The organism is Rathayibacter sp. AY1A2, assembly GCF_002930935.1.
In the GTDB taxonomy this organism is placed as follows: Bacteria; Actinomycetota; Actinomycetes; order Actinomycetales; family Microbacteriaceae; genus Rathayibacter.
Genome location: NZ_PSTP01000014.1, coordinates 24,448 through 36,239 on the forward strand (window position 1 = coordinate 24,448; position 11,792 = coordinate 36,239).

Sequence of the window (11,792 nt, forward strand, 5' to 3'; positions counted from 1 at the left end):
ATCGGGAGGCGTCCGCCGCGGGCGCCGCCGGAGGAGGATCCATGTCGCTCAGCGTGCTGTTCATCGGCGGGACGGGCATCATCAGCGCCGCCTGCGTCCGCGAGGCGCTGCGGCTCGGCCAGGACGTGACCGTGCTGAACCGGGGGCGGACGTCGCTCCGCCCGCTGCCCGAGGGCGTCCGCGAGGTGCAGGCCGACGGCCGCGACCGCGACTCCGTCACCGCCGCCCTCGGCGACCGGAGCTTCGACGCCGTGATCGACTTCGTCGCCTTCACGCCCGAGCACGTGCAGCAGGACATCGACCTGTTCGCCGGCCGCACGGGCCAGTACGTCTTCATCAGCTCGGCCTCGGCCTACCAGAAGCCGCCGCGCAGCCTCCCGGTCACCGAGTCGACTCCGCTCCGGAACCCCTACTGGCAGTACTCCCGCGACAAGATCGCGTGCGAGGACCTGCTCGTGGCCGAGCACCGCGCGAGCGGCTTCCCGGTCACGATCGTCCGCCCCTCGCACACCTACGACCGCACCGCGCTGCCCGTCGACGGAGGCTGGACCGTCGTCGACCGGATGCGCCGCGGCCAGGAGGTGGTCGTCCTCGGCGACGGCACCTCGCTCTGGACGCTCACGCACGCCGACGACGTCGCTGTCGGCCTGGTCGGTCTTCTCGGCGCCTCCGCCGCGATCGGCGAGGCGTTCCACATCACCGGCGACGAGACGCCGACCTGGGACGAGATCCACCGCGACCTCGCCGCGGCGGCCGGAGTCGAGCCGCGCCTCGTGCACGTCGCCTCCGACGCGATCGCCGCGGCCGACCCCGAGCTCGGTGCCGGGATCATCGGCGACAAGGCGCACTCGATGGTGTTCGACAACGCGAAGATCCGCCGCCTCGTCCCGGCGTACTCCCCCTCGGTGCGCTTCAGCGACGGCGCCCGCGAGATCGTGGAGTGGTACGACGCCGACGAGTCGCGCCGCGTGGTCGACGAGCGGATGAACGGCCTGTTCGACGCGCTGATCGAGCGGTACCGGCCGCGCCCGCTGTGAGGGTCGGGCGGAGGGGTGCGCGAGTCCGCCGGCTCCGCCCCTCCCGGCCGCTGCACCCGGCCCGGCGCCTCCGACCGCTCCACCTGCGCCGGCGCCCCCGCTCAGCCGATCGGCTCGAGCCGCACCAGGAACCCGCCCGGCACTCCCGGCTGCAGCTCCTGGTACTCGGACGGCACGCGGTAGGAGCCCTCGCCGACCGCGGTCACGGTGAAGGCGTCGTCCGTGCGGGTCCCCGCGAGGAAGACGGTGTAGACGTCTGTGCCGTCCTCGGTGGTGCGCTTCCCGGCCGCCGCGCCGACCCAGCGATGCCCGCCCGGATCGGCCGTCGCCGTCTCCCCGAGGGTCGCGTCGATCGCGGCCGGGTCGACGCCCACGGTGCCGATCCCGTCCTGGCACTCCCGCCAGACGCCCGTGAATCCCGGGTCGGGGTCGGAGTAGCAGAACATCATCGACCCGTCGGGCGCGACGTGCAGGTCGCCGTAGCCGCCGACCACCGGCCCGGAGACGGGGGCGGCCGTGGGCCCGGTCGTCGGCTCGGGGTCGGCCGGCGCGGTGCACCCGGCGAGCGCGAGGACGAGCACCGCCACCGCTCCCGCTCGCCACCTCATGTGCGCAACCTACTGGAGCCGCGCCCCCGCCCGTCCGTGTGCCGAGCCGGGAGTCCGCCGGGAGGCGGCCCGCCCTCAGACCAGCCGGCGGCCGCTGAAGCGGTCGACGGGGGCGTCGTGCCGCATCGCCCGCTCGTACATCCGCCGGAACGGCTCGGTGAGCACGCCGTTCGTGCGGTCCAGCGAGTCCTGCCAGGCCACGATCTCCCCCAGCTGCGCGGCGAGATCCGCACGGAGGGCCGCCTCGTCGACGGCGGTCGAGACGCCCTTCGAGACGACGACCCGGCCCGCGACGATCACGGTGTCGATCGACGAGCCGTTCTCGGAGTAGACGAGCTGGTTCTCGAGCCGCTGGCGCGGGGTGAAGTTCAGCGTCTCGAGGTCGTAGACGACGAGGTCGGCCTGCTTGCCGACCTCGATGCTGCCGGTGACGTCGTCGAGCACGGCGCTGCGCGCGCCTCCGATCGTGCCGGCCGTGAGCACCTCGGACACGGTCGGCCAGGTGGCGATGTCCGGATCCGTGACCTTGTGCAGGAGCGCCGCGGCCTTCACGACGTCGAGCATGCGCGGAGAGTCGCTGCTCGAGCAGCCGTCGGTGCCGAGGCCGAGGTTCACGCCCGCGTCGTGCAGCGCGCGCCACGGGGCGATGCCCGAGCCGAGCTTGAGGTTCGAGATCGGGTTGTGCGAGACGGACGTGCCGGCGGCGGCGATCCGCTCCATGTCGGAGTCGGTGAGCCAGATCCCGTGGGCGAAGGTCGTGTTCGGGGAGAGCGCGCCGATCCGCTCCATGTACTCGACCAGCGTCGAGCCGTAGGACACCTCGCCGGTCACCAGCTGCGTCTTCGTCTCGAGGACGTGGATGTGGCACTCCGCCCCGTGCTCGAGCGCCAGCTCGGTCGCCCCCACGAGCAGCTCGGGCCCGCAGCGCTGAGGAGCGGACGGGGCGACCATGTAGCGCAGCCGCCCGCCTCCCCTCCCGTGCTGGGTCGCGAACGCCTCGCGGCTGAAGGCGAGGTAGCCCTCCGTCGTCGGGCGCGACGCCGACCGCGCCTGGTCGAGGATCTCCGCGGGCACGTACTCCTCGAGGAACGGCATCGTCTCGTGGAAGGGCCTGCTGATCACGTGGCCCGAGATGTTGGCGCGGACTCCGATCTCGTCGTACGCATCGAAGACCGCGGCGAGCTGCTCAGCGTCCTGGTCCGGGTTCTCGAGCACGTCGTCGACCAGGGTCGTGACCCCGGCCTTCAGCGATTCGAGGGCGAAGAGCGACGAGCGCAGCCGCACCAGATCCGGAGCGACGCGGCTGTTCCCGAGGATCGGGTACGACAGCAGCATCCACAGCTCGAGCGGCAGGTTGTCGTAGCGGCCCTTGTAGAGGTACTCCCACGAGTGGGTGTGGGCGTTGACGAAGCCGGGGACGACCAGGCGGTCGCGCCCGTCGATCACCTCGTCGCCCGGCTCGGGGACGAGGCCCGGGCCGATCGCGACGATCAGCTCGTCGACGATGCGGATGCTCGCCGTGATCGGGACGGCGCCCGAGACCGGGTCCATGGTGATCACTGCGGCGTCGGAGAGGAAGAGGGGCATGGCGGTTCCGTTCGTGGTGCGGGGTGGGACGGGGCGGGCCGGCTCGCGAGGGGGCCGGCCCGCGGAGGGGCTCGGGCTCAGCCGCGGACGGGCTCGGGCTCCGCGGCGACCGGCGCGGCCGACTCCCGGCGCTCTACCCAGGCGGGAGCGTCCCGGCCGAGCAGGAGGTAGGCGAGGCCGGCCGAGACTCCGCCCGCGAGCCACGAGACGTCGACGCCGCCGAGGGCGGTCGCAGCCGGACCCTGCAGGGCGGGCACCGAGCCGTTCATGAACAGCCAGGTCAGGGTCGCGCCGATCGCAAAGGAGAGCAGCGCCCGCCAGCGGACGTCCGGCAGCAGCGGCGAGCCGACGGGGGCGAACAGGTGCCCGAAGGAGCGGACGCGCGGCTCGAACACCGTGTAGTGCACCAGCACGATCGCACCCCACGGGGCGACCCAGCCGACGAGGCCGACCAGCCACGCGTCGAGCGTGGTGGCGAGGTCGTCCTGGAAGACGAAGAACACCGCGGCCGCGAAGGCCAGCACGCCGACGACGAGGCTGAGCGCGCGGCGCCCGAGCCGGATGTCGAGGGCCTGGGTCGCCATGCCGAACGAGTAGATGTTCAGGACGTTGGTCGCGATCGGGCCGTGCACCACCAGGAGCAGCACGGGGATCGCGAGGGCGCCGAAGTTCTCGACGATCAGCTCCCCGGGATCCACGGAGCCGTTCTTCGTCGCGAGGGTCGCGCCGAGGACGCCGAGCCAGACCACCGGGATGAACTGGCCGAGGACGCTGGCGAGGTAGAGCCCCCGCTTCGAGGAGCGGGGCCCGACGAAGCGGGAGTAGTCGCCGGCGTAGGCGAGCCAGGTGAGGCCCCAGCCGATGCCGATGGCGGTCATCACGATGGACATGGCCGCGATGCGGTCGCCGCCGGTGAGCGCGCCCTCCGCGGGGCCGGCGTAGGACCAGTCGATGTCGAGGAAGAACCAGGCGACGACCGACATGATCGCCAGCACCAGGAGGGTCGGCGGGACGGTCCAGCGCTCGAAGGCGGCGATCGCGCGGTAGCCGAGGAAGGAGATCGCGACCTGGACCGCCATGATCACCGCCGCCACCGCGATCTTCCAGCCGACGTTCGCCTGCTCCGGGTCGACGACGCCGACGGAGCCGAGGAGCGCGATGACCAGGTCGAGGACGATCCAGGTGTTGATGGCGCACCAGCCGATCACGACCACGGCCTGGATCGCGGCCGGGACGTAGTTGCCGCGCCGGCCGAAGATCGCCCGTCCCACGAGCATCCCGGTCGCCCCCGTCCGCTGGCCGAGGAGGACGAAGAAGCCGAACACCGCCATCCCGACGACGTTGCCGAGCACGAGGACGGTGACGGTGTCCGCCAGGCCGAGGCCCATGTTCACGCCGAGGGCGCCGAGCACCCAGTTGATGGGGGCGATGTTGGCGCCGGCTCAGATCCAGAACTGCCCGTCGAGCCGGGCGGTGCGTCGGGAGTCGGGCAGGGGACTCAGCGCGTCCTCGGCGTCGGCGGTGCCGTGCAGGGTGTCGGTGCTCATGGCGGATCCTCTCGGGGAGGGGGATGAAGGGGAGGGCGGGGCGCCCGGTGAGGCTCCACTCTCGTGCGGACCCGTTTCGGGCGGCGCGTCCGCGTGTAAATTCGCCGTGACGCGAGAGGACGTTCTGTATGGCCTACCTGCTGTCGGACGCGATGCGGGATCCGCGCCTCGCCGCCATGCTCCCGGTGGTGGCCGCCGGGCACGCGGCCGCCGAGCGCGCCGTGATCCGCTGGGCCCACACGAGCGAGCAGCTCGACATCGCGCCCCTCCTCCTCGGAGGCGAGCTGCTCCTGATGGAGGGCGCGCTCCTCTCGACCGACCAGGACCCGGCGGAGTGCCGCGAGTACGTGCGGTCTCTGGTGGATGCGGGAGTCGGCGCCCTCGCTCTCGAGCTCTCGCCGCGCCTGCCCGCGGTGCCGCCGCCGATCGTCGCGGCGGCCGACGAGCTCGGCCTCCCCGTGCTCGCCCTGCCCCGGCGCGTCCCCTTCGTGCAGGTCTGCGAGAGCATCAACACCCACCTCACCGAGCAGAAGTTCCGGAGCATCCGTCTGGCGGACAGAGTGTCCGGTCTTCTGGCCGACGCGGCCTCCGGGGACGCCGGCGTCGACGAGCTCCTGCAGGTCGTCGCCTCCGCGACGGGCGCCTCCGCCTCGCTCGTCTCGCTCACGGGCGACGAGATCGCCCGCGCCTCGCCCGGGCCGGGCGTCGACACGGAGCCGACGGCCGGGACGTTCTCGAACGTGCTGCACGCGGGCGACTCCCTCCTGGGCACCCTGCATCTGCGGGCCCACGCCGACGCCGACCTCCACGCCGTCGCCGTCGCGCTCGACCGGGCGCCGGACGTCCTCGCGATCGCCGTGCTCCGGCACCGCCCGCCGTCGGTCACCGAGCGGCTGACCGCCCAGCTCTTCGCGATCGCGTCCGTCGAGCGCGCGGACCCGGCGGCCGACCTCCAGATCGACGCCTTCCTCGGCCGCCTCGGCGCCGGCTCCCGGGAGCGCTACCTCGGCGTCCGGGCCGACACCGGTCACGACGACCGGCGGCTCCGCGCTCTGCTCCGCCTCCTGACGGGCGCGGGAGCGGATCCCGGCCCGGTGCTCTGCGTGGTCGGCTCCGAGCTGCTGGCGCTGCTGCCGTTCGCCACCGCCGCCGCGATGGAGGAGGGCCGCGCGGAGCTGCTGCGCCTCGGCGCCGCCCTCGACTCGGACGCTCTGCTCTGCGTCGGAAGCGGGCTCGGCGGGCAGGAGCGGGTACCCCGGGAGCTGGCGGAGGTGCGCGGCGCGCGCGAGTGGGCGCCCGCGGGCGGAGTCGTCGACTCGCGCCAGTACCGCCTGGAGCGGTTCGCGAGCTCCCTGCTGGACGATCCGGAGGCGGACGATCTCGTCGAGGAGGTGCTCGGGCCTCTGCGCGCCCAGCGTGGCGAGCTGCTCGCCACCCTCGAGGCCTTCGCGTCGCTGTGGGGGAGCAAGACGGCGACGGCGGCCGCGCTCGGCATCGGCCGGCAGACCCTCTACGACCGGCTCGCGCGGATCGAGGAGCTGATCGGCCCGCTCGACTCGTCGCCGGCCCGCGCCCGGGTCGTCATGACCGCCGTCTTCCTGCACCGGGCGCGCGCGGCGCTCCCGGCGGGCTCGCCTCCGGTCGGGCGGACGTTCCCGCCTCCCGCCGAACACTGACGCGGCCGGACGGGATCGAACGGCTCAGGCGGGCAGCAGCTCCGCGACGAGCGCCTGCACGCGGGCCCTGATGTCGTCGCGGATCGAGCGGACCTCCTCGAGCGGTCGGCCCTTCGGGTCGGCGAGGTCCCAGTCCTCGTAGCGCTTGCCGGGGAAGACGGGGCAGACGTCGCCGCAGCCCATCGTGATCACGACGTCGGAGGCCTGGACCTGCTCGGTGGTCATCAGCTGCGGGACGGCCTGCGAGATGTCGATGCCCTCCTCCGCCATCGCCTCGATCGCGATCGGGTTGATGCTGTCGCCGGGCTCGGAGCCGCCGGAGCGGACCTCGACGGCGCCGCCGGAGAGGGCGCGGAGGTAGCCGGCGGCCATCTGCGAGCGGCCGGCGTTGTGGATGCAGACGAAGAGGACGGTGGGGGCGGCCATCGGGGCTCCTGGTGTCGAGGGGCGGTGCTCGGAGGAGCACGGGGCGAGGGTAGCGCGCCCGGGCGAACGGCTCGCGCGCCTGCGGAGCCGGAGGAGACTCCGACGGCCGGGTCGGGAATATACCCCCCGGGGGTATGTTGCACTCCCCTGGACCGAACCGGAGGAGACACCGTGACCGACCACGCCCACCACCACCCGACCACCTGGCGCGCCGCCGCCCTCGCGACCCTGCACTGCCTGACCGGCTGCGCGATCGGCGAGGTCCTCGGCATGGTGATCGGCTCCGCCCTGGGGCTGCCCGCCCTGGCGACGGTCGCCCTCTCGATCGTCCTCGCGTTCGTGTTCGGCTACGCGCTCACGCTGCGGGGCGTGCTCCGCTCCGGAGTGACGTGGCGCGCCGCCGTCGGCATCGCTCTGGCGGCCGACACCGTCTCGATCGCCGTGATGGAGGTCGTCGACAACACGGTGGTGCTCGCGATCCCCGGAGCGATGGACGCGGGCCTCTCGTCCGGCCTCTTCTGGGGCTCGCTCGCCGGCGCCCTGGCCCTGGCCTTCGTCGTCACGACCCCGGTGAACCGCCTGCTCATCTCCCGCGGCCGCGGCCACGCGGTCATCCACGGCCTGCACGGCTGAGCCGCGCGGGCCACGACAGGGCGCCTGCGGCGGCTGCTCGACCAGCAGGAGGCGCCTGCTGATCGAGCAGCGGGCGCCGCGTAGATCCCGCCGGGCGTCAGCCCTGCAGGCGGCGGTAGTGGCGGTTGCGGACCGAGAGGATCGCGCCTCCGATCACCGCCGCGAGGAACGAGCCGGCCAGGACGCCGACCTTCACGTGGTCGTCGGACTCGCTGCCCGCGCCGAACGAGAGCTCGCCGACGAGCAGCGACACCGTGAATCCGATGCCGGCCACGAACGCCATGCCGATCACGTCCACCCAGCGCAGCGACGGATCCAGGCCGATGCCGCGGAAGCGGGTCAGGAGGAAGGTGCTCCCGGCGATGCCGAGCGGCTTGCCGAGCACGAGGCCCGCGATGATGCCCACGGCGATCGAGTCCTGGAACGAGTCGACCAGGCCCGCGACTCCGCCGACCGTCACTCCGGCCGAGAAGAACGCGAAGACCGGCACCGCGACCGCGGTCGAGAGGACGCTCCAGCGGTCGGCGAAGTGGGCGGCGAGACCGTCGTAGACCGGGCGCCCCTCCGCATCCGACCCCACCTGCACCCGGGCGCGCTTCGTCGCGACGACCGGCACGGTGAAGCCGAGCAGCACGCCCGCGACCGTGGCGTGGATGCCCGAGGCGTGCACGAGCGCCCACGTCGCCACTCCGAGCGGGATCAGCACCCACCAGGCGCGCACGCCGCGCTGCACGCAGACCGCGAAGACCGCCAGCGGCACCAGCGCGAGCAGGAGCATCAGCACGTCGATGCCGGCGGTGTAGAAGACGGCGATGATCGTGATCGCGATGAGGTCGTCCACCACGGCGAGCGTGAGGAGGAACGTCCGCAGCGCCGGCGGGAGGAAGTGGCCGACCACGGCGATCACCGCGACGGCGAAGGCGATGTCGGTGGCGGCGGGGATCGCCCAGCCGTCCAGCGCGGCTCCTCCGCGGGGCAGGTTCACCGCGGTGAAGATCAGGGCGGGGACGGCCACGCCGCCGACGGCCGCGACGATCGGCACGAGCGCCGTCTTGGGGTCGCGGAGCTTGCCGGCGACGAACTCCTCCTTGAGCTCGAGCCCGACGACGAAGAAGAAGATCGCGAGCAGGCCGTCGGCCGCCCACGACCCGACGCTCAGCTCGAGGTGCAGGGCCTCGGGGCCGAAGCGGAAGTCGCGGACCGCGGTGTAGAGCGCGGACGCGGGGCTGTTCGCGACGATCAGGGCGAGGAGGGTCGCGGTGAGCAGGAACGCTCCGCCGACCGTGTCCTTCTGGAGGGTCTGGCGGAGTCCCCGCCAGATCGAGTGGGGGGCCTGATCGGCGGGCAGGGGCTGGTGCGGCATGAGGGGTTCCGTCCGGAGGGGTGGGTGAGCGCGGGGACGCGGCCGCGGACTCCGGAGGAGGGGCGGTCGCGGGTCAGCCGCGCGGCGGCGGGCAGCCGGCGATCTCGCCGTGCGCGTTCGTCCCCCACGAGCTGAGCCATCCGTTCGTGCCCGAGGCGCGCTTGGTCAGCAGCTGCCGGGTCGGGTACGCCGCGGCGGCGCGCGCGCGGGCGCGGCTCAGCGGAGGGAGGGTCAGGGGCACCGCACCAGGGTACCGGTGGCACCCGCGAGGGGGCCGGGTGTGCACGAGCGCTCGGAGGAGGAGCCGTCTCTCCCGCTGCCGAGCCTCCCCGCCCCGTCCGCTCAGGGGACCTCGTGCCCCGGGCCCGACTGCCCGCCGAGCAGCGGGCGCAGCGCGGTCGCGACGGCGTCGGCGCGCTCCTCGCCGCCGAACCACGCGTTGCCGGCCCGCACGAGCGGGTAGGCGGCCGCGAGGAGGTCGCGCCCCGCCGGGGTCAGGGCGATCCGGGAGTGACGGCCGCGGCCGCGCTCGGCCCCCCGGTCGAGCAGGCCCCGCTCCGCCAGCCCGGCGACCAGGGCGGTCATGCTCTGCGGGCGGACGCCGACGGCGCGGGCGAGGTCGGCCTGCGTCAGCCCGTCGGCCGCCGAGAGCTGTGCCAGCACGCCGAACTCGACCGGGCTGAGCCCGACCGGCGCGAGCGCGTCGCCGACCCGCCTCGCCAGGTCGCGGGCGGCGCGGATGACCGTCCAGGCGGCGATCGCGTCGACGTCGTCGCGGGTCAGGGAGAACTCCGAGGACATGGACCGAGCGTAGCGGCGTAGTCTTCGAGTATCAGTTAGTTGATACTGAGGAGGAATCATGAGCGATGTGATCGCGATCACCGGAGTCACCGGCGACGTCGGCGGCAAGACCTTCGAGCGGCTCGTGGCGGCCGGCGCGCCCGTCCGCGCGATCGTCCGCCGGCCCGAGCAGGCGGCGGCCCTCGCGGCCCGCGACCTCGACGCACGGATCGCCGACCTCGGCGACGGGGCCGCACTGACCGCCGCCCTCCGGGGCGCCGACCAGCTCTTCCTGGTCACCGCCGCCACCCCGCGCCAGGCCGAGCACGGCGCCACCGCCGTCCGCGCCGCCCAGGAGGCGGGCGTCCGCGCGCTCGTGCAGCTCTCCGGCGGCGACGCGGCCGAGCACTCGCCGCTCCCCTGGGGCCGCGCGATCTGGCGGACCGACGAGCGGGTGCGCGCCTCCGGGCTGCCCGCGACGATCCTCCACGCCTCGGGCTTCCTGACGAACCTCGAGCCCTCGGCGCCCGCGATCTCGCGCGGCCTGCTCCCGCAGACGATGGGGCGCGGCGTCATCCCGTGGATCGACACCGCCGACATCGCCCGGGTCGCCGCGCACGTCCTCGAGGCGGGAGGGCACACCGGCGCCGAGCCCGTCCTCACCGGACCGGCCCTGCTCGACGGACCCGGCGCCGCCCGCGAGCTGACCGCGGGCCTGGGGCGGCGCGTCCGCTACCTGCACCTGCCCAGCCGCGTGTTCGCCGGGGTCCTGCGCCTCACCGGCATGTCCGCGTGGCAGGCGGAGGGGCTCCGCCGGCAGTTCGGAGTCGTCGCCCGCCGCGGCCTGGACGGCGTCGACGTGCTCACCGACGAGGTCGAGCGGATCACGGGGACGCCGGCCCGCTCGACGGCCGACTGGGCGCGGTCCCGCCGCTCCGTGCTCCTCGGACGGGAGCAGCCGCGACCCCTGCACGCTCCACCCGGCACCGGTACCCCTACCCGTGGATCCGCCGCAGGCGCATCGTAGGGCTATGAAGCAGATCCAGTACGCCGGCGCGACCTTCCAGGTGGGGGACGCGGTCGCCGACGCACTCGTCTCCTACGCCTCCGGGCTCGCCGCCCACGGCCGCACCGACAGTGTCGAGCTCCCCGTGCTCGGCGGCGACGGCCACGCGACGGTCGTGACGCTGCTGCTCAACTCCGCGACGAGCCTCTTCGTCTCCGGCGCCGCAGGCCTCCTGCCCGGGCTCGACGAGAAGGCCGTCGCCGCCGACCTCCGCCAGCGGACGCAGTGGCTGGACGCGGTCCCGGCGGTCACCGCCGTGGAGCCGAGCGCTCCGGAGGACCTGATCTGGCTCGAGTTCCCGGAGGTCGCGGCCCTGATGGACCCCGAAGCCGGCGCCCACTCCCCCGCGACGCTCCACCTCGTCGAGCACTCGCCGCGGCGCGACTCCCTCGTCTTCACCGTCGTCTACGTCAGCACGCTCGACCGCGACCTGGGCTCGGGGGAGATCCGCCGGCTGCTCGAGACGAGCCGCCGCAACAACGTCGAGCACGGCGTCTCGGGGATGCTCGTCTTCCGCGGCCGCCGCGTGATGCAGCTGCTCGAGGGCGAGGAGTCGGACGTGCGCTCGCTCTACGCGCGGATCCTCGCCGACCCGCGGCACGAGGGCGTGGTCACCGTCTGGACCAGCGTGCACGAGCAGCGCCGCTTCCCGGACTGGTCGATGGGCTTCGACGAGCTCGACCTGCCCGTCGAGCGGCCCGCCTCCTGGCCCGAGCCGGACCTCCCCGAGCAGTCGATCGACGCCGTGGCGGACGACTACCTCCGCCGCCGGTCGGAGGCGCTGCGGAGCGCGCTGGTGAGCAGCGACCCCCTCGTCGCGAGCCTCGCCGTCATCCTGCACGGGCACCGCCCCGAGCGCGTCCTCGAGGGCGGCGCCGGAGTGCGGCTGCGCTGCGCCGAGTGCCGCGCCTTCGACGCCCACGACGGGTACGACTCCTACCCCTGCGCGACCGCGAGGACCGCGATCGAGGCGCTCGAGGCGGCCTGACGCGAGCCGGGCGGCCGTGCGGGATCACCGTCCCGAAGCGCTCCGAGCGCACCCCCTTCCGCGGGTCTGCGCAAGCCCGTC

General features: G+C 74.0%; 12 protein-coding genes. 5 read left to right on the top strand and 7 right to left on the bottom strand.

The features are described 5' to 3' along the window. The first annotated feature begins 41 nt into the window (after positions 1 to 41). On the top strand, positions 42 to 1,037 hold the full coding sequence (locus C5B93_RS12055) for an SDR family oxidoreductase (RefSeq protein ID WP_104292564.1): 996 nt from the start codon (positions 42 to 44) through the stop codon (positions 1,035 to 1,037). A 101-nt stretch (positions 1,038 to 1,138) separates the two neighbouring features. Here C5B93_RS12055 and C5B93_RS12060 read toward each other — a convergent pair whose 3' ends face one another. The 3 genes from C5B93_RS12060 to C5B93_RS12070 all read right to left on the bottom strand — a co-directional run bounded on the left by C5B93_RS12060 (position 1,139) and on the right by C5B93_RS12070 (position 4,644). Next, on the bottom strand, positions 1,139 to 1,645 hold the full coding sequence (locus C5B93_RS12060; RefSeq protein WP_146078486.1) for a hypothetical protein: 507 nt from the start codon (positions 1,643 to 1,645) through the stop codon (positions 1,139 to 1,141). 75 nt (positions 1,646 to 1,720) lie between these two features. After that, complete coding sequence (locus C5B93_RS12065) at positions 1,721 to 3,232, bottom strand: amidohydrolase family protein (RefSeq protein ID WP_104292566.1); 1,512 nt, start codon at positions 3,230 to 3,232, stop codon at positions 1,721 to 1,723. A 77-nt stretch (positions 3,233 to 3,309) separates the two neighbouring features. Continuing rightward, positions 3,310 to 4,644 carry a purine-cytosine permease family protein gene (locus tag C5B93_RS12070; RefSeq protein WP_374953146.1) on the bottom strand — a complete coding sequence of 445 codons (1,335 nt, stop codon included), beginning with the start codon at positions 4,642 to 4,644 and terminating at the stop codon, positions 3,310 to 3,312. A gap of 263 nt (positions 4,645 to 4,907) precedes the next feature. Between C5B93_RS12070 and C5B93_RS12075 the strand changes: the two genes are divergently transcribed. Then, entirely contained in the window at positions 4,908 to 6,455 is a 1,548-nt protein-coding gene (locus C5B93_RS12075; protein ID WP_104292567.1) for a PucR family transcriptional regulator, read from the top strand. Between the two features lie 24 nt (positions 6,456 to 6,479). On the opposite strand, the gene C5B93_RS12080 is transcribed toward C5B93_RS12075, so the two are convergent. Further along, the gene (locus C5B93_RS12080; RefSeq protein WP_104222419.1) at positions 6,480 to 6,881 is read right to left on the bottom strand and encodes an arsenate reductase ArsC; all 402 of its coding nucleotides are present in this window, start codon (positions 6,879 to 6,881) and stop codon (positions 6,480 to 6,482) included. A gap of 171 nt (positions 6,882 to 7,052) precedes the next feature. Here C5B93_RS12080 and C5B93_RS12085 point away from each other — a divergent pair, with 171 nt between their 5' ends. Continuing rightward, a complete protein-coding gene (locus tag C5B93_RS12085; protein ID WP_104349445.1) occupies positions 7,053 to 7,514 on the top strand; it encodes a DUF4396 domain-containing protein in 462 nt (153 codons plus the stop codon). A 97-nt stretch (positions 7,515 to 7,611) separates the two neighbouring features. On the opposite strand, the gene nhaA is transcribed toward C5B93_RS12085, so the two are convergent. The 3 genes from nhaA to C5B93_RS12095 form a co-directional block, all read right to left on the bottom strand. After that, on the bottom strand, positions 7,612 to 8,877 hold the full coding sequence (gene nhaA / locus C5B93_RS12090; RefSeq protein ID WP_104292568.1) for a Na+/H+ antiporter NhaA: 1,266 nt from the start codon (positions 8,875 to 8,877) through the stop codon (positions 7,612 to 7,614). A 73-nt stretch (positions 8,878 to 8,950) separates the two neighbouring features. Continuing rightward, on the bottom strand, positions 8,951 to 9,118 hold the full coding sequence (locus tag C5B93_RS17295; protein WP_181027217.1) for a hypothetical protein: 168 nt from the start codon (positions 9,116 to 9,118) through the stop codon (positions 8,951 to 8,953). A gap of 101 nt (positions 9,119 to 9,219) precedes the next feature. Continuing rightward, complete coding sequence (locus C5B93_RS12095; RefSeq protein WP_181027218.1) at positions 9,220 to 9,678, bottom strand: MarR family winged helix-turn-helix transcriptional regulator; 459 nt, start codon at positions 9,676 to 9,678, stop codon at positions 9,220 to 9,222. Between the two features lie 58 nt (positions 9,679 to 9,736). Between C5B93_RS12095 and C5B93_RS12100 the strand changes: the two genes are divergently transcribed. Both C5B93_RS12100 and C5B93_RS12105 read left to right on the top strand, forming a co-directional pair. Next, positions 9,737 to 10,684: an NAD(P)H-binding protein gene (locus tag C5B93_RS12100; protein ID WP_104292570.1), complete on the top strand. Its 948-nt coding sequence runs from the start codon at positions 9,737 to 9,739 to the stop codon at positions 10,682 to 10,684. Positions 10,685 to 10,688: 4 nt separating this feature from the next. Beyond that, positions 10,689 to 11,711 (top strand): BLUF domain-containing protein, encoded by a 1,023-nt coding sequence (locus C5B93_RS12105; RefSeq protein ID WP_104292571.1) that lies wholly within the window; start codon positions 10,689 to 10,691, stop codon positions 11,709 to 11,711. Positions 11,712 to 11,792: the final 81 nt, after the last annotated feature.